The sequence below is a fragment of the Streptomyces sp. NPDC039430 genome (assembly GCF_055639435.1).
The window spans coordinates 67,032-86,221 of sequence record NZ_JBVKAK010000019.1 but is presented as its reverse complement, the minus strand read 5'-3'; the positions used below and the strand labels follow the sequence as shown (position 1 = coordinate 86,221).

16 protein-coding genes and 2 pseudogenes are annotated in these 19,190 nt (G+C 68.0%); 6 read left to right on the top strand and 12 right to left on the bottom strand.

Features of this window, described 5'->3' with window-relative positions:
• Window positions 1-344: 344 nt before the first annotated feature.
• The gene (locus ACZ7LS_RS32150; RefSeq protein ID WP_382871306.1) at window positions 345-1,052 is read right to left on the bottom strand and encodes an MBL fold metallo-hydrolase; all 708 of its coding nucleotides are present in this window, start codon (window positions 1,050-1,052) and stop codon (window positions 345-347) included.
• Between the two features lie 96 nt (window positions 1,053-1,148).
• Here ACZ7LS_RS32150 and ACZ7LS_RS32145 point away from each other — a divergent pair, with 96 nt between their 5' ends.
• The 3 genes from ACZ7LS_RS32145 (at window position 1,149) to ACZ7LS_RS32135 (ending at window position 2,881) form a co-directional block, all read left to right on the top strand.
• On the top strand, window positions 1,149-1,670 hold the full coding sequence (locus tag ACZ7LS_RS32145) for a TetR/AcrR family transcriptional regulator (protein WP_385133877.1): 522 nt from the start codon (window positions 1,149-1,151) through the stop codon (window positions 1,668-1,670).
• Between the two features lie 277 nt (window positions 1,671-1,947).
• The gene (locus ACZ7LS_RS32140) at window positions 1,948-2,697 is read left to right on the top strand and encodes a tyrosine-type recombinase/integrase (RefSeq protein ID WP_385133874.1); all 750 of its coding nucleotides are present in this window, start codon (window positions 1,948-1,950) and stop codon (window positions 2,695-2,697) included.
• Window positions 2,681-2,881, top strand: coding sequence for a recombinase (locus ACZ7LS_RS32135; protein ID WP_385133871.1), 201 nt, complete (start codon window positions 2,681-2,683; stop codon window positions 2,879-2,881). The genes ACZ7LS_RS32140 and ACZ7LS_RS32135 overlap by 17 nt, the downstream gene beginning before the upstream one ends.
• A gap of 15 nt (window positions 2,882-2,896) precedes the next feature.
• Here ACZ7LS_RS32135 and ACZ7LS_RS32130 read toward each other — a convergent pair whose 3' ends face one another.
• From ACZ7LS_RS32130 to ACZ7LS_RS32115, 4 genes and pseudogenes are all read right to left on the bottom strand, one after another.
• Window positions 2,897-3,619 carry a VOC family protein gene (locus ACZ7LS_RS32130; RefSeq protein WP_382672931.1) on the bottom strand — a complete coding sequence of 241 codons (723 nt, stop codon included), beginning with the start codon at window positions 3,617-3,619 and terminating at the stop codon, window positions 2,897-2,899.
• Between the two features lie 130 nt (window positions 3,620-3,749).
• Window positions 3,750-4,367, bottom strand: a complete 618-nt coding sequence (locus tag ACZ7LS_RS32125; RefSeq protein ID WP_382528020.1) for a TOPRIM nucleotidyl transferase/hydrolase domain-containing protein — start codon at window positions 4,365-4,367, stop codon at window positions 3,750-3,752.
• 265 nt (window positions 4,368-4,632) lie between these two features.
• Window positions 4,633-5,064 (bottom strand): DUF4259 domain-containing protein, encoded by a 432-nt coding sequence (locus ACZ7LS_RS32120; RefSeq protein ID WP_385133919.1) that lies wholly within the window; start codon window positions 5,062-5,064, stop codon window positions 4,633-4,635.
• Window positions 5,065-5,132: 68 nt separating this feature from the next.
• Window positions 5,133-6,596, bottom strand: a pseudogene (locus ACZ7LS_RS32115) (ISL3 family transposase); the annotation flags it as partial.
• Window positions 6,597-6,811: 215 nt separating this feature from the next.
• Here ACZ7LS_RS32115 and ACZ7LS_RS32110 point away from each other — a divergent pair.
• From ACZ7LS_RS32110 to ACZ7LS_RS32100, 3 genes are all read left to right on the top strand, one after another.
• On the top strand, window positions 6,812-7,411 hold the full coding sequence (locus ACZ7LS_RS32110) for a thiamine pyrophosphate-dependent enzyme (protein WP_385341651.1): 600 nt from the start codon (window positions 6,812-6,814) through the stop codon (window positions 7,409-7,411).
• 851 nt (window positions 7,412-8,262) lie between these two features.
• A complete protein-coding gene (locus ACZ7LS_RS32105; RefSeq protein ID WP_382672948.1) occupies window positions 8,263-8,637 on the top strand; it encodes a hypothetical protein in 375 nt (124 codons plus the stop codon).
• 236 nt (window positions 8,638-8,873) lie between these two features.
• Window positions 8,874-9,557 (top strand): hypothetical protein, encoded by a 684-nt coding sequence (locus ACZ7LS_RS32100; RefSeq protein WP_382672951.1) that lies wholly within the window; start codon window positions 8,874-8,876, stop codon window positions 9,555-9,557.
• A gap of 328 nt (window positions 9,558-9,885) precedes the next feature.
• Here ACZ7LS_RS32100 and ACZ7LS_RS32095 read toward each other — a convergent pair whose 3' ends face one another.
• The 7 genes and pseudogenes from ACZ7LS_RS32095 to ACZ7LS_RS32065 all read right to left on the bottom strand — a co-directional run bounded on the left by ACZ7LS_RS32095 (window position 9,886) and on the right by ACZ7LS_RS32065 (window position 19,095).
• Window positions 9,886-11,247, bottom strand: coding sequence for a glycosyltransferase family 39 protein (locus tag ACZ7LS_RS32095; RefSeq protein ID WP_385133863.1), 1,362 nt, complete (start codon window positions 11,245-11,247; stop codon window positions 9,886-9,888).
• Window positions 11,248-11,544: 297 nt separating this feature from the next.
• Window positions 11,545-12,015 carry a hypothetical protein gene (locus ACZ7LS_RS32090; RefSeq protein ID WP_382871332.1) on the bottom strand — a complete coding sequence of 157 codons (471 nt, stop codon included), beginning with the start codon at window positions 12,013-12,015 and terminating at the stop codon, window positions 11,545-11,547.
• A gap of 236 nt (window positions 12,016-12,251) precedes the next feature.
• Window positions 12,252-13,121: a TniQ family protein gene (locus ACZ7LS_RS32085; protein WP_382871335.1), complete on the bottom strand. Its 870-nt coding sequence runs from the start codon at window positions 13,119-13,121 to the stop codon at window positions 12,252-12,254.
• A gap of 59 nt (window positions 13,122-13,180) precedes the next feature.
• Window positions 13,181-14,215: a TniB family NTP-binding protein gene (locus ACZ7LS_RS32080; RefSeq protein WP_382871338.1), complete on the bottom strand. Its 1,035-nt coding sequence runs from the start codon at window positions 14,213-14,215 to the stop codon at window positions 13,181-13,183.
• Window positions 14,212-16,313 (bottom strand): annotated as a pseudogene (locus ACZ7LS_RS32075) (transposase family protein). Before ACZ7LS_RS32075 ends, ACZ7LS_RS32080 begins: the two are co-directional and overlap by 4 nt.
• Window positions 16,307-18,274, bottom strand: a complete 1,968-nt coding sequence (locus ACZ7LS_RS32070; RefSeq protein WP_385133858.1) for a Mu transposase C-terminal domain-containing protein — start codon at window positions 18,272-18,274, stop codon at window positions 16,307-16,309. Before ACZ7LS_RS32070 ends, ACZ7LS_RS32075 begins: the two are co-directional and overlap by 7 nt.
• Entirely contained in the window at window positions 18,271-19,095 is an 825-nt protein-coding gene (locus ACZ7LS_RS32065; RefSeq protein WP_385133855.1) for a TnsA-like heteromeric transposase endonuclease subunit, read from the bottom strand. Before ACZ7LS_RS32065 ends, ACZ7LS_RS32070 begins: the two co-directional genes overlap by 4 nt.
• Window positions 19,096-19,190 lie beyond the last annotated feature (95 nt).

Genomic DNA, 19,190 nt, shown 5'->3' with positions numbered 1-19,190 from the left:
ATCGCGTACTGGCTCCCGCGGAGGCCGGCACGTGCCGGAGGGCGTTTCCGGCCCGGGGAGGCCGCGTCCGACGATGCGTCGGCCCCGGTCGGGACAGCTGGCACGGAGCGGGCCCCGGCGCCGGACAGCCGCAATATCGTGGGGGTCCCTTGATACCGCCCCCGTGCACTGAACCACCCGGGACTGGCATCGGTCTTGTCCATCGAGTGGGCATCCATACGTTCCCTCAGGCCTCAATCATCATCGACGACACGATCCCCGAGCGGAGCTGAGGGCCCGTCAGCGGACGCGGCGGTGTTCGTAGACGGTGAGGGACAGCGCGTCCAGGCCCCGGGGCGTGCCTCTCAGAACTTTCTGATCGTCTCGCCTGCCTGCGACGGTGAGGTGCGCCAGGGGGCGCCGTGGCCGGGAAGTACCCAGGACGCCTGCAGTGCGGCAATCTTGTCGAGCGATGCGAGTGCTTGGGCCTGGTCGTCCGTGAAGGGTGCCGGCTGTGGTCCGGTGCGGCCGGTGAGGACGTGCCGGGTGGTCAGGGCGTCCCCGACGAAGACCGCGTCGGCGAGGGGGACATGTACGGCCACGCTTCCCGGGGAGTGTCCCGGCATACCCACAATCGACGGGTTGCCGGGCAGGTCCAGGACGTCGCCGTCGTGGACCTCGGTGGCCTCTGCGACGTATCGGGTCCGGAGGCCGTTCTTGCTCAACAAGTAGCCGAAGAAGCGCAGCGTGGGGCCAGGTCGCAGGGGGCCGACCGTGCTCTTGGGCTTGTCTCCGGTGCGCGCGCGGGCGGCATCGGCGGCGTGGATGAACACCGGCACGCCGTGCTCGCTGCGGAGACGTTCGGCGAAGCCGATGTGGTCGGAGTCGCCGTGGGTCAGGACGAGTCCGCGGATGTCGTCGACGGACTTGCCCAGGGAGCTCAGTTCGCGCTGCAGATCGCGCCAGTGGCCAGGCAGGCCCGCGTCGATGAGCGTGATGCCGTCGGGGGTGTCGATGAGGTAGCACGCCACCACGTCGTTGCCGAGCCGGTGCAAATGAGGTGCGAGCTTCATGGAGACTCTCTCTGGGATAAGGACTGCAGGTCCGATAGCTAATTTACGTAGCTATGATGGCTTCGGTCAATAGCCTTCAGGGAGGAAGTGCGGAGCATGCCGACTCCGGAGAAGACCTCGCTCAGCCAGATCGTCGCCGCCGGCCGTGAGCTGCTGGAGACGGGCGGTCAGCAGGGACTGACCATGCAGAGCGTCGCCAATCGAGTGGGCGTGCGGGCCCCTTCGCTGTACAAGCACGTCGACAACCGTGACGCTCTCCTGGCCGCCGTGGCCGAGGCCACCGTCGCCGACATGACCACTCACCTGGAGGCGACTGACGGCACCCTTGAGGACCTGGCACACTGCTACCGACGGCACGCCCTGAAGTGGCCCGAGGGCTTCCGGCTCATGCATTCGCCGCACGCACCCCCCGAGGCACTCGCCCGCCTGGCCGGCCCGGTATTGCGCATTGCCGGGGAACTCGTCGGCGAGCAGGAGGCACTTGAGGCCGCGCGCATGCTGACCGCTTGGGTCACCGGCTTCATCGAGATGGAGATCAACGGCGCCTTCCGGCTCGGGGGCGACATCGACCGTGCCTTCGAGTACGGCCTGAGCGGCATGCGCCGAGCCCTCACTTGACGTTCGGAGGCGGCTTGTTGGTGTACGGGGCGGAGGCCGACCTGGTGCTTTGCCGGTTTTGGGATTCCGGGGCCAGAATCTGGACTGCGGCCGAGCGCCAGGCCTACGCCAACGATCTCGACGGCGAGCGCTCGGTGCTCGCCGTCCACGACAGAGCCGACCAGGACTCGTCGCTGTATCCCCCCTACCGGATCGACGCCTGGGCAGCGTCCCGTAGTACACACCCCGGCCCAGGTACTGCTCCTCGCCGGCACAGCCGAGCCGGCGGCACTCCGGCGTGCGCATCGAGGAGCTGTGCGAGCTCACCCACCTGAGCATCCGGCAATACCAGCGTCCTGGTGGCGAGGTCATTGCGCTGCTGGTCATCGCACCTTCGAAGACCGACCGCGAGCGCGTGATCCCGATGTCCGCCGAGCCCTTCCACGTGGTCGCCTCGATCATCCGCCGACACGCCCGCACCGGGCGGCCGATCCCGCTGGTGACGCGCTACGACCCGCACGACAAGGTCTGGAGTCCTCCGATGCCGTTCCTGTTCCCGCGGCAGAACGGCACGGTTCCCGCGGTCTTCAACCCCGGCACAATCCAGAAGATGATCGAGCGGCGCTGCCTCGCCCTCGCTGAAGTACATCCCGGCTTCAAGGGGTTGAAGTTCACCCCGCACGACTTCCGCCGGATCTTCATCACGGAACTCGTCAACAGCGGCCTGCCGATCCACATCGCCGCCGCCCTGCCTGGACACCTGAATGTCCAGACCACTCGCGGCTACGTCGCGGTGTTCGACGAAGACGTGATCCGCCACTACCAGGAACACCAGGAACACCAGGAGCATCGGCGCCAGATCCGACCTCTCGGCGAATACCGGGACTCCACGTCCGACGAGTGGGCCGAGTTCGAGGAGCACTTCGACCGCCGCAAGGTCGAATCCGGCGCCTGCGGAAGCCCCTACGGAACACCCTGTCAGCACGAAAATGCTTGTTTGCGATGTCCCATGCTCAACATCAACCCCCAAGATGCTGTCTCGCCTTGACGAGATCGAGACCGATCTCTCGGATCGCCGGGTCCGCGCCGAGCAGGAGGGCCGGCTCGGAGAGATCGAGGGGATCGACCTCATCCTCGCCTTCCTCCGTCAGAAACGCGAAGAGAGCCGGCGGCTGCCTCGCGTCGCGCCGGTCAACCTCGGCATGCCGGGTCTCCGGCCCGCAGGGTCGTGAGCCCCGCTCCGGGGCTTATCGGGGGGTCAGCACACAGAACTCGTGACCGTCGGGGTCGGCCATCACCACCCAGTTGACGTCCCCTTGGCCGATGTCGATGCGCGTTGCCCCGAGGGAGACGAGCCGGTCGACCTCCGTCTGCTGGTCACTGCCGGCCGGTGGAGCGAGGTCGAAGTGCAGCCGTTCCTTCCCCGTCTTCGGCATCAGGGGTGGACCACCCCACGTGACCTTCGGACCACCGTGCGGTGAGCGGATCGCGGTCTCCTGGTCCTGGTCCCAGACCAAGGGCCAGCCCAGCGCTCGGCTCCAGAAGTACCCGGTCTCCTGCGAACCATCGCCCGCCAGCGCTCCGATGAATCCGCACTCGGCGAGGAAGCTGTTGCCCGGCTCGATGACACAGAACTCATTGCCCTCGGGGTCGGCGAGAACCACATGCCCCTCCTCCGGGCGTTGCCCGATGTCGATCTGCCGGGCACCGAGTTGGAGCGCCCTCTCCACCACCTGCTTCTGGTCGTCGAGGGACGTGCTCGTCAGATCGAAGTGCATGTGGTTCTGGCCTGTCTTCCGCTCCTGGGTCGGGAGGAAGCGGAGCCGGAACCCGGTGTCATCGCTGGGAAGCAGTGTGATGCCGTCGGAGGAGTCCTCGGACGTCTCCCAGCAGAGAAAGTCCGCCCAGAAACGCGCGAGACGGGGCGCGTCGTGCGCGTCGAAGCAGAGCGCGTGCAGGTGAGAAGTCATCCGTAGGTCTCCCGGTAGGGGCAGGCGGGCCGTGCTGGAGCCTGCCCAGCCGGTGCCACCCGGTCAACTGATTAACGCCCCGCGCTCGTCCGCTGTCGAGCACGCCCGAAACGGCAGCCCGTCTACGACCTCACAGGCTCGCGAGGAGGCCGTCGAGCGGGGGCGGTGTCCGGTCCGGTGCGAGAGCCTCCACAAGGAGACGGCCGTAGCGGATCTTGCGGCCCTTCTTTGTGCCGAGGAAGCGCCGCACCTGCTGATGCCGGCGCCGGTCGTGCTGTGCGGGCTGGCGCTGGAAGGTCTGCCAGGCGCGGAAGTCGCCCTCGGCGCGGAGGATCTCCTCGACTCCTGCCGTGCCGAGCGCGCGGATGAGTTCGTCCTCCAGATCCGCGGTGCATACGTAGATGTCCTGGAGCGGTGCCTGGGCCCGCGTCAGGCCGCGCTCGTAGAAGCCCTGTTCGCCCTCGTCGCAGAGTCCTGTCAGGCGCAGACCGAGGCCGGGTGGCCCGAGGAGACCGGCATAGCGGCCGACGCTCATCGCCCCGCCCATCGGCACGACACAAACTCCCTCGGCGGCCAGGTCCCGGCCACGTCGGGCGGCCAGCGCCTCGACAGCCGCGAGATCGCTCAGCCCTTCCAGGAGTACCGCGGTCCGTGCCCCCAGGCTTTCCGCCAGATCGCGCGCCGGCCCGTCGGGACCGCCCGCCGCCCAGCTGGTGACCGCATCCTGGAACGCCCTCATGTCCGCCATGGGGCGAGTCTGCATGTCCACCGGTGGCACGGCACGGGATTATTGGACGGCCTCAGGAGCTGCGACGGTCCTCAGGCCCGGTTAGCACCACCCCAAAGCGGAGTGTGATCCGCTACACCACTCGGCCGGACACGACCTGCGTGGCTTCGTTCACGTTCAGCAGCAGCGTTTGTTCACTGGTTGCGGCAGCAGTTGGTGATCAGCAGGCTCGTAGATGTTCACGAGAAATGGTTCTGGCTCAGGTTTTGTGGCGGGTGACGCACTGTCATTGCTCGACATCGAACAGCGGGATGGACGGTGATGGCGGAGCAAGGACTGTGCGAAGGCGGTTGAGGTCGGCTCGCCACTGCTTCCAGTCTTCCGGATCGGCCCAGTTCGAGGCCGGCCCGGCCTCGTCGCTGATGATGCGAGCGAGGGCCTTGTCCGCGAGCGTCCGGAGATCGTCAGGGAAGGCGGGCATGGGTTCTTCAGGGCCGTAAGGTGTGTCGATTGGGCCGCCGCCAGGGCATTGCGCCGCAATCAGTGCGGCTGCGGCCACCGCTTCTTCTCCTTCGATGAGCCAGCCGGTGGCATCGACGGTGCGCGTGAGGACGCCACGGATCAGTGCCTCGCGTTCCTCGGATTTAGCGTCGTCGAGAGCGTTGGCGAAGTCCGCGGCCGTGTCGTTGTCGAACGGGTCAGTGTCCCAGGTGCCCATGTTGATCTCCTCGTGTAGTTGCGCCGGGATCTTCGCATCAGCCGCTGACATTGCGATCACTGTGCGAGCAATACGCGCTTCCGTGGAAGGGCGAAGCCAGCACGCCCGGACATCTGACGCTTGAGCATCTTGATCCGGTTGACATGCCCCTCGACCGCGCCCGAGCTTCAGGGCAGGGTGAGTCCAGCGGTGACGGCATTGAGGTCGTGGTCGATGCCGGCGGCGAGGGTGTGGAGGCTGGGCAGGTCGTCCTGCCGGACAGCGTCGAGCCAGGCTGGCAAGTGTTCGCCCTGGCGCTGGGTGAGCATGACCGCGAAGGAGCGGACGTGTCGGGTGAGGGCGTCGAGCTCAGGACAGTGGGTGCGGACGGTCTTGAGCTGGAGCTGTTCGGGCTCGGTGAGGGTCTCCGGGCGGCTGAGGATCCATCCGGAAACCGTCCGGGGCGACGGTGGCCGGGCGGTCACCGGTCGCGGTGAGGTGCGCTTCTTGTGCAGGTAGGCACGGACGCGCTGGTAGCTGCCTTTGTAGCCGAGCGGCACGATCTCCTCCCACAGCTTCCAGGCGTTGGTGAAACCTTCGTTCCACCGGTCGTCCAGGTAGGGCTTGTAGTCATCGAGGACCGAAGGTCGGTTCTGCCACTGGCCAGTGAACAGTTCCTCCGGGGCCGCAGCCTCGGCGAGCTGCTTGACGGTCCGCCAGGTCATGCCGAGCTGACGCTGGATCGAGCGACGGCTGTGCCCGGCCTCCAGCAGTGCGTGGACGGCGGCGTGCCGGGCCCTGGTGCGGTCGGCGAACCGGTGGCCGGTCGGCCAGGGTGAGCCGGGCGGCTCCTCTTCTGTGGCAGGTTCCGGCTCGGGTTCGGGGGCGGCGGGGACCAGGGCTCGCAGGCAGCGACGGTGCTGGGCGACGGCCCGTTCGGTGGCTTCGCTCAGGTTGTGCCAGAGGTGCCACCGGTCCGCGACCTGGACAGCCTGCGGGGCGCCGGCGGAGGCGCCTTCGGCGAAGAAGGGCGCTCGGTCTCGGCAGATGACCTCAACGCCTGGCCGTTCGGCGAGCCAGGCCGCCAGGCTGGATGCCTCCCGGTCCGGAAGCAGGTCGATGGGGCGGCGGGTTTCGATGTCGACCAGGACGGTGCCGTAGTGGCGGCCCTTGCGGGTGGCGTACTCGTCGACGCCGACCACACGCGGGGCGGCTACCTCGGGCTCGGGATGAGCGTCGACCAGCCGAAGCACCGTGCTGCGGCTGACGGACACCCCGAGAACGCGGGCGATGCGGGCCCCGGCCCGGCCCGCGAGGGCCGGCCCGACTGCGGCCAGGGTGGAGCGCAACCGCTCGGTCCGCTGGCCGTGCCGACGTGTCAGGCCGGGTATCTGCTCGACGAAGGTACGGCGTGCGCAGCCCGAGGTCCCGCAGGCGAACCGACGGACCCTCAGCTGGAGGACAACGCTTCTGCCACCGCTCGGAACATCAGCGGGAAACCGCAGGTAGGAACCATGAACCCGGTTCGACCAGACTCCGCAGACCGGGCACACGGCGCCGTCCGTGATGCATTGCGCATCAACGCGCACGTTCTCGATCTCACGTCCACCGACACCACCGCGACGTCCGTGATAGACGGGAACAACAACTCCTTCAGCCGGAGTGCGACCTCTTCCACGGCTCCGAACTGTCGGCCCAACTGCCCTGTCCACGGACCAGTTTCGGGCGACTTCGCGTACGAGTCGAAGAGGCTCGACTGTCACTCAGAGTGGCCGCGTCACAGAAGTTGAGCCAGAGCCCCTTTAGATCAACGAGGCCAATCGCCGAAGCCGACACCAGCGGACCGCACTTCACCGCCGAAGCCATCCTCGACGCCATCGACCGTGGCACCCGCGACGACGACACCGTCTTTTCGCTTGAGTGGACCTCCGCCGAGATGCTCCGCGACCGGCTCACGATCGCCCGCGCGCGCTCCCTGTTCTACTCCGCCGCCGGAGGGCTCGGCTGGGGTCTTCCTGCCGCGATCGGCCTCAAGCTCGGCCGGCCCGACCGGCCCGTGGTCTGCCTCCTCGGCGACGGCTCCCCGCACTACAGCGTCGCCGGCCTGTGGACCGCGGCCCGCCACGAAGTCCCGGTGACCTTCGTGGTGTGCACCAACACGAAATACCGCGCGCTGGAGGAATTCGCCGAAGAACTGCATGTCCCCAAGGGCGAATACCTCCACATCCCCGACCTTGGCATCCTCGACATCGCCTGCGGCTACGGCCTTGAAGTCCACCGAGCCGAAACCCTTGAGGACCTCACCGAGTACCTCAAGAAGGGCCCCGACGCCACCGGACCGCGCCTCGTCGAGATCCTCCACCGCTGACCCGCCAGCGGTCGGCGCGTCACGGCTTCATCATGTCCGGAGACGATGAAGCCCTCGCCCATGAAGACCATGACCTCTCCACAGGCGACGAGGTCGTCTTCCGTGTCGGAATGGATGTCGTCGGTGCTGAGCGACGACAACGGCTTGCCCGCGCCCGCTGAGCCGTAGAGCGCGATGTGCGCCAGGGCCCGGTGAGCGGTGGAGGACGCGAGCTCGGGCCGTCGGCGTTCCTTCGGCCGGCGGGAGGCCACCTACCTCGTGTACCTCGTGGTCCTCACCGTGGAGACGTGCATCGTCGGCCAGCCGCGCCAGCGACTGATCAACCGTCCGCGCAGCCTCCCGACCAGACGTCCGGGCCGGCCCGGGCCCGCCCCGGCCGCAAGTAGTCCCTATGCTCTCTGAGGCTCAGCCCCTGCTGGTCGCCCCGCTGGCCGGAGAGGGCTGGCCGGACACTGATACAGGAATATGGCTTAATCGAGCCTATTTCTGTCACGTGTTGCCGAAACACGGGAATCTTTGATTCCGCCTAGTACCTGCCGCCCCTTCAACATCTGCCGGCGGGCTAGTTTCAGCCATCAACTGTCGTGCCCAGCCGGGTTGCCGGGCGAGCTCAAGGGTCATATTCACCAAGCGCACGAGCCCATCGAGTGGTGTCCGTGTGGTCGATGAGGATTGTGATGGTTATCGGTCAAGCGAGGCTGTTGGTCAGATATTTCGTTGACGTTTCCCTGGGCGTGACATTAGATCTTCTTTACCGAGAGCGACCCGGCGGATACGCAAGAAACTGGAGGATTCAATTCCGGAATCCAGGTGTCCGGGTTGCCTGTGACAACTCAACGGAGGGGTATTCCATGCGTAAGATCGCTCTCTCGCTCGGGCTGACGGCTGTGTTCGGTGCCAGCCTTGTAGCGACGGCGCCGGTGGCCACCGCGTCCGAAAGCCGTGTGCAGGCGGCGTGTTTCACGCTCTGGCAGACCAACGGCTACAACGACGGTTCGCGCACGTTCTCCGGAAACGACCACGACTTCGGAAACAATAACTGGTCGAACGGTCGCGCCTCAAACAACGACGCGAACTCCGGAAAGAACACGTGTGGCTTCCGCGTGTTCATGTATGACGGCGTCAGCTACGGTGGACAGTCCTACTACCTGCAGGCGAACAGCAACGACTCCGATTTCGGAAACAACAGCTTCTCCAACAAGGCTACGTCCCTCAACGGATTCTAGGGATTAATGCCGGCCGGGGCTGATCGCTGACTCAGCCCCGGCCGGCGGTTCCATTTACGAAGGACAATCCGATGTCTCGCCGGTTTTTACCACTCGCCTCCATAGTTTTTCTTATCTCCGGTTGCTCCGAAACTCCCACAAGAATCGATCGAGCCGAAATCCCGGCACCGACTACGGAGGCTCTGAGGCTCGTATTCCCGTTCGACTCCTATGTGCTGTCGGACAGTGAGACACATGTGACATACGAGGCCGGTGACGTTCTGATGCGCACCTGTATGCGTCAACAGGGACACGACTGGAAAATCGTGAGGACGCCCAAGGGGTTTACGGACTGGCGCAATCGTCTTCATTATGGGCTTATCGAGCCCGGTGTCGCCGCCAGATTCGGATATCACGTTCCCTCAGACCTACAGGCTCCGCCGGAAGTGAGAGAAGTTCTCGCGAAGATTAAGACGCGCCAATCGGCCTTGACGAAGGATGAGGCGCAGGCCGCACAGAAATGCAGGAAAGCTGCAGACGGTCAGCTCACACGTAATGCCAAAGCGCCATTCGCACGCTTCAACGACTTCAAGTCGAAGACCTACGACGAAGCGCAACGCGAACCAGTAGTCCGGCGCGCTATGGCTGCGTGGAGCGCCTGTATGCGGGACAAAAATTTCTCATATCCGACACCCATCGCTGCTGGGGAAGACTCCGCTTGGTGGGCGAAAGACATAAGAGAAGCCTCGGGCAAAGAGATCGCCACTGCTAAAGCCGACGTCGCGTGCAAGAAGAAGACAGGCCTGGTGGCCCGCTGGTTTGACACTGAGAGGTCCCTGGAACAGGAAACGATCCGATCCAATCAGGAGTACTTCACAAAGTTGAAGGCTGCGAATGACCGCTACCTGGAGAATGCCCGACGCGTTCTGCGGGAGCAGTGAGTAAGCGCGGCATCATACATAAACGGCCTGCTCGACAGGGCGCATCGCGTCGTGTCGCTCCGGGAAGGCCAGGCCGCGCGGACCTGGCCCCAGCGAGGGGACACTCGGGGATCCTCAGCACCCCGCGGACTGCGCGCTGCCGGCTCCTCCGAAGACCATAGCCGTGCCCCCTGCTGCCGCAAGGGCGCACTGCGGCGATATGCGGGACAATGCCGCAGTCAATGCAGAACCTCACTGAGTCATTCACCGCGCCCCGGTTTCGAAGCATCGCCGCCTTTCATTGACAGCAGATGCCGAACTGAACACACATGGGGCCCGCTCAGTGCTGTCAGCAGTTCCCCGAGCGTGCATAGACTACGACTTTCGCCCTTCCTACCGTACGGCTGTCGCACTCGACGAAGTACTTATTCAGCGTCGCCCGCTTCGCTTTCTCCTGCCTAGTCTCTTCGACTTCTTCCCTATGAGGTTCCCGCAGAACAATAATTCTCTCCTCCGAGAGCATTCGACTGCGAATCTCTCCTGGAGCGACTTCCTTGCCGTACAACGTATCCGACGTCTGCAGATTTCCGTTGAGCGTGACATCCGAAAAATTAATCTCGGGCGATCCAGGGCCGAGTGTCCACGCTCGCCTGCTGGCAGGGATGAAAACTATTCCATCACCGTTCCTGCCGAGTTCAGCAGCGATTTCCACTACTCCCGTCGCGTTATCACTGCGGCTCCCCGGATTCCTCAAGTCGACTCCGGTAGACATGATGGTGACAGCGCACGCGGTAGCGGTGATTGCACCCGCCCCCCATCGCCATTCCCTGACGCTCCATACCCAGTTGAGCACGACACCGAGCAGTAAAGCCACACCGAGCTGCGAGAAAAGAACATATCGGTCGACATATAAGGGCTTGAAGAAGGAAATAGCCCGCAGCGTCGCTGCGGGAAGAATCATTATGGGGAGCGCAAGCTGCCAGGGAGCAATAGAAGCGCAGCGCTCGACGGGAATCCTGGCACAGCAGAAAGCAGCCACGGTTAGAACCAGGGGAGCAGTCAGATCCCCCCACCGAGTAGGAGAGATCCAGGAAACCTGGTCGGATTGAAGAACGCTCAGCGCAAGAAGGGGAATGATCCCCACAGAAACAAACATTGCAGCCTTTAACCATGCGGCGAGCACCCAGCGACCGGCCTGTGCCAAAAATAGCGTTACACCATGCGCCGCTACTGCGAGAATGGCGAACTCGTGGAGCAGACAGGCCACCAGCGAAGCCACGGCGTACCCACACCAGATTTTCCTTGCACGCCGTTCAACCGCCACCACAAGTAAATACGTCGCCCACACCACCGAGGCACACACCATGGCGTAAGAACGCCCCTCTTGTGAGTAACGCTGAACCATGGGAAGGACAGGAAATACAAGACCGGAAATTATCCCGACGCGAGGTCCGCCAAGCTTGCTCCCCAGTAAAGCGACCCCGCAGGCGGCGAGCGCAGTAGCCATAACCGACGGCAGTCGCAGAGTCAGCAACCCGTCGCCAAACATATAAACGATGTGCATGATGAGGTAGTAGAAACCGTGAACCGCATCAATGTTGGCCAGGGTCTGCCAAATCTCGGAGAAGCTGCGGCGCGCAACTTCGTAAGTGATCGCCTCGTCTTGCCAGACAGTTCCTTCGCGGCGAATCCCCCATAATCCCAGCGTCAACGCAAGAAGGAATGGCGCCCAGACCAATGTGTGACGTGGGGGCTGCCAGCTCTTGGTGACACCTGGCCGCGAGGGTAACCCTGTCATTAGAATGATGCACTCCACTTAGCAGTGAGGAGAGGCGCCCGCCCTAACGGGTTCAGAGCACAAAGGCGACTCAACTGTCCGAACAATAATCTGATTCCACCTCACATGGGATGCAATATGGCGTAAAGTAGATCCTTCCAGCCTTCCAGAGCTCCCAGCAGCCGACATCGCAGCTTTTCGACATCCGCTGGCGCGGCGGAACTTCTTGCCCTAAGGACTCCTGCAGAATGCGGTCCTTGACGTGCTGCTATCCCCACCTACCGCCGGTGCGACGACGAGGCCCGGCTGGACACCGGCAGCGAGTCCGGGAACCGCGGCACAGCGCCCCAACGTCGGCTGTTTTTGGTGCGGTGCCCGGCCCTTGCTTGCGTATAGGGATGGCCCCGACCACGTCTGGTCGGGGCCATCGCGCGTGAGGGGGTCAGTTTCCGGTGCGGAGGTGTTCCTGCCGGGCCCGGACAGGTCGCGCCATGCGGAGCGGACGTCGTCGTCGTTCTTGGTCCAGCGGGTGGCCGCGGGTTCCGGCAGGGGCAGGCCGGCCATGAAGTGGGCGATGTCGGTGAAGTAGGCGAAGTCGCCGGTGGCGGTGAGTTCGCGCAGGCGGCCGATGGTGGCTGCCAGGTCCTGGTCCTCGCCGCGGACGGCGTGGTGGAAGGCGAGTGTGACGTAGCTGTTGTGCATGCTTATTGATCTTGGTTGTGACCTGCCGTTGCTCAGTTGTACTGAGCGGTGTGTCTGTTCCGTGGGGGAGGCTTACGCGGGGTTGAGGCGCCGGGGCGGGTGATTGTGTGGGCTGAGCTGGCTGTTTATCGCTGCGCAGTGATGCTGGGTGTGGTGGCGGTTTTTGCGCAGGGTAGTTGGCGCGCCTTATAGGTGCCGGTGTTGTCGGCTGGTCTTGTGCGGTGGTGTGGGCTGGTTCAGTGGGTGGTCAGGCGTTTCCAGAGCAGGTCATGGTCGGCGGGTGCGAGGCGGGGCAGTTGGAGGCGGCCGGCGAGTTGGTGGAGGAAGGCGGTCTGCTGTGTGCGTGTCAGGGGGTGCGGGGGCAGGCGGTCGAGGGCCGTGGCGAGGGTGAGGGTCTCGGGGTAGGTGATCAGTTCGCGGCAGGTCAGGGTGGGGGAGGCCGGGCCTGGCGACATGCGGGGGTTGGCGGCGGTAAGCCGGTGCAGGCGTGTGTGCCAGCGTTCGTGTACGTGCTGTTGGTGGTCGTACCAGCGTGTCGTGATCGTCGATGCCCAGCTCAGGGAGGTCGGTGTCGGCGGGCGGCGCGCGCGAAGGTGGGCTTGGGTGAGTTCGGGGACGGCTCGGATGTCGAGGGGCGCGGGATGCCTGGGGTCGCTTGAGGCCTGGTGGTGGCGGGTGCAGATCATGATCCGGGGCAGGCCCGGCGACGGGTGGATCCACGCGGAGGCTGCCGTGTGCGGGCTGCGGCCGATGGTGCAGGCGGTGCACGCCGGCAGCGGCTGCAGGGCGGGATCGACCGCGTGCCAGTGGGCGGTGGCCGTGCCGTGCGCGCCGGTGTGGGCCAACGAGGGCGAGGGCGGGCGCAGATGGGGCAGGGCACGGGTGAGGTGTGTGATGGGGATGCGTGCGAAGCCGGACAGGCGGCGGGCGGCTTCGGCGCTCAGGCGGATCTCGGCGGCGGGCGGGGCGTGCTCGGTGCCGGTGACGGTGATGCAGAGACCGTCGAGGAGCTGGGCGGGGGTGAGACGGTAGGTGGCGGCGAGGCGGGTGAGGTAGGAGGCGGTGGCCTCGCCGGGCAGCGGCCGTACGCGTAGAGGGCCCGGCACGGATGGCCACATGGTGGCGGCCCGCACCGGGGGCGATGGCTTGGTTGCGGCCGGGGAGGTCACCGGTTGCTGGGGCGGGTACGGCGGGGGGCGGGGTTGCGGGGCCGGTAGTGCTCTTCGGCGAGATGGTCGAGGGCGATGCCGTCCAGCAGCCCTTTGGCGATGCGTTCGCTGCTGTCGAGGATGGCTTCGATGGCGGCTTGGCGGATCAGGCGGGAGAGGCTGCCGATCCGTCCGGCGGTCCGCTCGTGCAGGTAGGGGGCCAGTTTCGGCAGGCTGCCTGCCCGGTGGGAGTGCAGGTCGAGGGCCTGCTCGAGGGCGGCGATAAGTTCCCGGAACGGTTCGCGCGATCCGGCCCGGGCGGGCAGCGCCCCGCAGTCGATCAGGGAGGCGCGCCCGGCCAGCTGCGCGCCGCGCACCCCGGTGAACACGGCGCTGTCGGTGACGTCGATGCCCGCGTAGACGAACGTGGCCCGCACGCGTTCGGTGAGGTCTTTGAGCCAGTCGGCGGCCTCGGCGCCGCTGGAGGTGCGCGGGTTGAGCCGATGGATCTCGTCGATCAGCACCAGCTTGACCCCGGCCGCGGTGTAGGTGTGGCAGACGGCGGTCGTAATCTGCGTGGTGGTCATGCGTGCGGTGACGGGGATGCCGAGGTAGCGGGCGAACTCCACGGCCAGTGTCTTGGCGGTGGCGCCGGGCGGCACCAGCACGTAGGCGATGGGCACGCTGGTGTCGCCGGGCGCGGCACGGCGGGTGTGGGCCAGGTGGCAGGTCCGGCCCACTTCGAGCAGCGCGGTCGTCTTGCCGGTCGTGGCCGGCCCGGTGACGATCAGGGACGGGCGTGCGGTCACCTGCTGGTGGCGGCCGAGGATCATCAGGGTGCGCACACTGCGCGAGAGGGTTTCGATGGCCGGGGTGCGCACGGTGACGAACTGCGAGTGGTAGGCCAGGCGTTCCTCCGGCGAGCGGGGTGCCTGGCCCGGCTGCGGCGGTGTGGGCGGTGCGGTGGCGGCGAACCGGGCGAAGGCGTCGAAGGTGGTGACTGCCCCTGCGGACGTCTCCTCGGCGGGGGGCGTGGTGTCGGGGCTGATCACCAGTGTTCGGCCTCCTCGAAGGCGTCGTACAGCGCGAATCGGGCCGGCGGTGGGTACTCTTCGCCACCGGCTTGGCTGTCGTCATCGTCATCGTCGTGTGCGCTGGCTTCGATGGCGTCGAGACTGTGCTCGGGGGCCTGGGCGGGATGCTGAGCCGGCGGTGTCTCCGGCGGGGAGTCCGCCGTCTGGGACGGGGTGGCAGCCGCTGCTGCGCTCCCGGTCAGGGGGCGGCTGCGGCGCAGGACCTGGTCGGCGGCGTCGGCGAGGGCGGCCTCGTGGCGCTCGCGGTCGCCGCGCCGGTTGAGGGCGGCGCGGATGTGACGCCAGACGGTCTCGCCCATCGGGGCGTGGACGTGGTCGCGGTGGATCCACGGGACCTCGTGCAGGTGCCCGTCGGGCAGCCGGATATAGACCTGCCGCACGTCGTGCGGGTTGAGGTGGACCTCCCACTTGCCGCCGGGGCCGCTGGGGGAGGGGCGGCCGCGGTGTTCATTCAGGCAGGCGTGGTCGTAGGTGCGGTGGTTGATGCGGATGCCGCGGCCGGTTATGGGGTGGAAGCGCACGGGCAGCAGTTCCAGGTAGTCGGCGCCGGCCAGCGGTAGCGGCACGTACCCGGACGCGCCCAGCAGCGTGCCCCACATCTCGTTCGGGGTGAGGGCCTTCTTCGCAGGACCGGATGGCGCAGGCCCTCGTGGGGGCGGTGCTGCCAGCGGGCGGTGATCCACTCGTCCAGCAGCTCCTGCAACTGGGCCACGGTGAACCGCGCTTCGTCCTCCACAGCCTCGCCGCGTTCCAGGATGTGGGAGCCGGTGTAGCCGGCGATGTGCTGCGCGAACAGGGTGTTGATACTGCCGAAGGTCCGCTCGACGGCGCCTTTGGCGGCCGGCGAGCGGGGCGGCGTCGGCTGCACGCTCGCCCCCAGGGTCTCGCAGGCGGCGAGGAAAGCGGCGGAGACGAAGATGGCCCCGCGGTCGATGACGATCGTCTCCGGCACCACCACCGGCCGCGCCGCCGCTTGCTCCAGCCGCGCGTCGAGGGCGAGCAGCCGGTCATAGGGGACGGCGGCGTGGGCCAGGCGCAGATGGTCGGGCCAGCCGGGCCGTGCGGGATGGGGCACGGCCATCTCCGCCAGCAGCAGGGCGGCGTCCACGGCCTTGGTGCCCTCCTCGCGCAGCACGGCCGCCACCACCGAGCGGGTTGCCACATCGAGAGCGATCGTCAGCTCCGGGCGCACCGGCTTCCCGTCCTCGCCGACGGCTATCACGTCGAGGCGGGTGGTGTCGACCTGCACCAGCTCGCCCGGCCGCAGCGCCACCGTCGGCGTGTACGGCCGCACCGGCGTGGTGGTGGCGGTGCGGGCCGGCCGTCCGGGATGCTCCAGAGGGTCGGCGAGCACGCGCACCAGCCGGTTGAACGTCGATGGCGGCGGCAACTCCATTGCACCCGGCCCGTGGGTGTCGGCCAAAATCTGCCCGGTCAGCTCCCGCAGCCCCTTCAGCGTGCCGGTGGAGCGGCCGCGCTGGCGGCGCAGTGCCTCCAGCACGGCGGCCACCACCCGCTCATCGGCCCGCCCTGTCGCACGCGACGGCTTGCGGCGGGGAATCAGCCCGAGCAGGCCGCTTGCGTGGTAGCGGGCGCGCATGCGTCGCACGGTGGCCCGGCTGACCTGCGGCCAGCCCAGCCGGGCGAGTTCGTCGGCCTTGGCCTGCTCCCGCTCGGCCATCGACCACCGTGCCGGGTCGTATTCGGGCCGGGGCGTCCCCCCGCTTGCCGGGCCGCCGGGCAGCCCGGTCTCGACTTCGCGGATGTGTCGCTGCCAGGCCAGGGCTCGCTCGCGTTCCCGTTCGGGCACCGCTTCCATGAGCCCCCACGGCGGCACCGCGGCGGCGGGGGAGTCCACCACGGCGAAGGCGGGGTCGGCGAACAGGAAGGAGGCGAGCACGGAGGCGGTCTGCCCGTGCTCGTCGACGAGGCGCACCGACGTCCCGGCCACGGCGGCCACCTGCCAGGCGCGGCCCTCGAACGTCACGTACACGCCAAGCTTGACCTGCCGGTGCCGGGCGCCGGCCACCGGGCGGCCGCCGTGTGCGCTCACCACAGCTCGGCCTCCGCCTGCGGGTCGTACACCCCGCACCCGGCGGTATCCCGGGCAACGCGGCCACCGGCACCGCCGCCATCAGCGTCGTGCACCGTCATGGTGTCGGCGATCCCCTCCACGGCCGCGACGTCTCCACTGCGCCCTGCCTCACCGAAACCGTCGGTCGTCTCGCTGCCCGGCTGTGCGCCCGCCCCGCGGAGCGCAAGGACGCCGCCGGTGCGGCGCCGGGCCATCTCGTCGAACGGGCGCAAGGTGTGCTCGCCCTGCACCCACCCGACCGCGTGGAGCAGGCCATCTGGCAGCCGGACGAAGACCTGCCGCGGGTCGTGGGGATGGTGGTGGACCTCCCACCGCTGACCGCGGCCTCGGTGTTTGTCCAGACACGCATCGTCGTAGCGGCGCCCGCCCAGCCGGATCCCGGAATCGGTGAGGGCGCACCGGCGCGCTGGCAGCAGTTCGCCGTAGTGCTGCCCGGCCAGCGGCAGCGGCACCATCCCGGCCACGCCCAGCAGCACCTCCCACATCTCCTTGGGGGCGAGCCCCGCCCGGGGCAGCAGTGGATGGCGCAGCTGCTCTTGGGGGCGCTGGTGCCACCTGACGGTGATCCATTCGTCCAGCAGGTCCTGCAGCTGCGGCATGCTCCAGTACGCCCCGACCGCCTCTCCCGCTGCGCATGCTTCTTCCGCCGTGGTGGCGTGCCGCGCGAACAGGCTGGCGAGGACCTCCAGCGTGCGCACGGCGCCGCGCTTTGCGCCCGCCGTCCGCAGCGGGGCTGGCTCCATGCTGATGCCCAGGCTCTCGCACACGGCCAGGACAGCGGAGGTGACGGCGGCTGTGGACTGGTCGACGATGAGCGTCTCGGGCACGGCCGCCGGACGCGCCGCCGTGGCCTCGATCCGTGCGGGCAGTGACACCAGGCGCCGGGCAGGCCCGCCCGCATGAGCCTGCTCCAGCAGGGCCGGCCAGCCCGGGCGCTGCGGCCTGGGCACGGCCATCTCGGCCAGCAGCACCGACAACTGGACCGGCCCGTCCTGCTGCGGGTGCAGCACGGCGGCCAGCACGCAGCCGCTCGCCGCGTCCAGTGCCGCCGTCACCGCCACCGGCATCACTCCCCCGTCCTCGCCCACCGCCCGCAGACCCAGGCGGGCGGTGGCGATGTGGACCCGCTCGGCGGGCCGCAGCGCAGGCGGCGGGCCGCCCGAGCGGGCCGGGCCGGTGGCGGTGCGCGCCGCACTGCCCGGTGGCTCGGCCGGATCCGCCAGCGCCTTCACCAGCGGGTACAGCGACGAGCGGCCGGGCAGCTTCACCCGGGCCGGCCCGTAGGTGTCCGCCACGATCTGCTCGGCCAGCTCGATGACCTGCAAGGTGGTGGTCTTCGACCGGCCGCGGCGCCGGCGCAAGGCCTCCAGCACGGCGGCCACCACCCGCTCGTCGGTACGCCCGGTGGGCGAGAAGGTGCGCAGGTGGCGCTTGTCAACCAGCCCCCACAGCCCCTGCCGCTGGTAGACCAGCCGCATCCGCTGCACCGTGGTCCGGCTGGCCCTGGTCCAGCCCAGCGCGGCCAGTTCACGCGCTTTGACCTCTTCCCGCTCGGCGAGGGTGAAGCGCTGCGGGTCGTATTCGGGCCGGGGCGCGCCGCCGCTTGCCGGGTCGCCGGGCAGCCCGGTCTCGACCTCGCGGATGTGCCGCAGCCAGGCCAGGGCCCGCTCCTGCGCGGCCAGCGGCACCGTCTCCCACAGCGCCGGGGCCGGCGGCTCCGTGGCCGCGGGACCGGTCACCGAGAAGCCGGGCGCGGACATCAGATGGGGGGCCAGCACACACCCGGTGGCCCCGTCCTCGGCGGCCAGGTGCACCCGCCCGTCGACCAGGCCGGTCACCTGCCAGGTGCGGCCCTCGAACGTGACCTGAGCGCCCACCTCAACACACCGCCTGCCAGGGGCGGTCACCACGCGCTTGCTCAACTCTCCTGCTGCTCCCGCCGTTTCCCGTCGCCTGCGGCCGGGCCGGGCGTCACGAGGGTGTGCTCGCCCAGCGGCCGTGTCAGGTCCGCGGCCAGCCGACCGCTCCACAGCGCGTGGTAGAGCACCGGCAGAGCAGTGAGGACCTCGCCCGCCGCCGCGGCCCCGGCCATCAGCGGCCGTTCAGCCGCGAACGCCTTGAGCACCGCCTGCTCAAGGCCGCCTGCGTCACGGTGGCGGGGATGTCGGTAGCCGGCCAGCCACCGCACGTTCGCCGCCGCCACCTTCTCGGGCGGCGCCAGACGCCGGTAGGTGAACCCCACCGCCCTACACGCCGCTTCAAGCACCGCAGCGGCGCGCTCCGCCCGGCCGGCGGCGGGAGCCGTCGCGGCGGGGCAGTCGGCGAGCAGCGCGCTCCCGTCGGCGTAGCGGGCGAACAACTGCGGCACCCACGTCAGCGTCCGCCCGCTGTCCGGATCCCGCCAGATCAGCCGCACCGGCCGCGCCGACAGCGACACCACTTGCGGATCACGGTCCAGGAGCATCAGCTGCATGCACATCGCCTGCGATCCGTGCATCACATGCCGCCCGGTCGTGGCCGACCACCACCAGCCTGGCCCCCATCGTCGCCCCGGAACCACCGGGAACGCCGCCACCGGCGCCAGCCGCTCGAACCTGAACGCGACGGCGGCCTCCACCCAGCGGCGCTGCACCAGCGCGCCGTCCGCCCCGGCGAACTCCGCCTCCACCGTGCCCGGCTCCGGAACCCGGCAGGCATTGCCCGCGATGGCGGGTAAGTCGTCCTGGCTGCTGTCGGTGATCACGAACTCCACATAACGTCATGTCTGTCCTGCCGCGCAGGCGAACCAGTCGGTAACCCCAACAGTGGTGTGCAGTAAGCCCGTTGGGGTGCGAGCGG

Bases quoted from the DNA above. Each gene is read 5' to 3' on its own strand.
- ACZ7LS_RS32150 (WP_382871306.1), bottom strand. From the start codon at position 1,052: ATGAAGCTCGCACCTCATTTGCACCGGCTCGGCAACGACGTGGTGGCG.
- ACZ7LS_RS32145 (WP_385133877.1), top strand. From the start codon at position 1,149: ATGCCGACTCCGGAGAAGACCTCGCTCAGCCAGATCGTCGCCGCCGGC.
- ACZ7LS_RS32135 (WP_385133871.1), top strand. From the start codon at position 2,681: ATGCTGTCTCGCCTTGACGAGATCGAGACCGATCTCTCGGATCGCCGG.
- ACZ7LS_RS32130 (WP_382672931.1), bottom strand. From the start codon at position 3,619: ATGACTTCTCACCTGCACGCGCTCTGCTTCGACGCGCACGACGCGCCC.
- ACZ7LS_RS32125 (WP_382528020.1), bottom strand. From the start codon at position 4,367: ATGGCGGACATGAGGGCGTTCCAGGATGCGGTCACCAGCTGGGCGGCG.
- ACZ7LS_RS32120 (WP_385133919.1), bottom strand. From the start codon at position 5,064: ATGGGCACCTGGGACACTGACCCGTTCGACAACGACACGGCCGCGGAC.
- ACZ7LS_RS32105 (WP_382672948.1), top strand. From the start codon at position 8,263: ATGCGTAAGATCGCTCTCTCGCTCGGGCTGACGGCTGTGTTCGGTGCC.
- ACZ7LS_RS32090 (WP_382871332.1), bottom strand. From the start codon at position 12,015: ATGCACAACAGCTACGTCACACTCGCCTTCCACCACGCCGTCCGCGGC.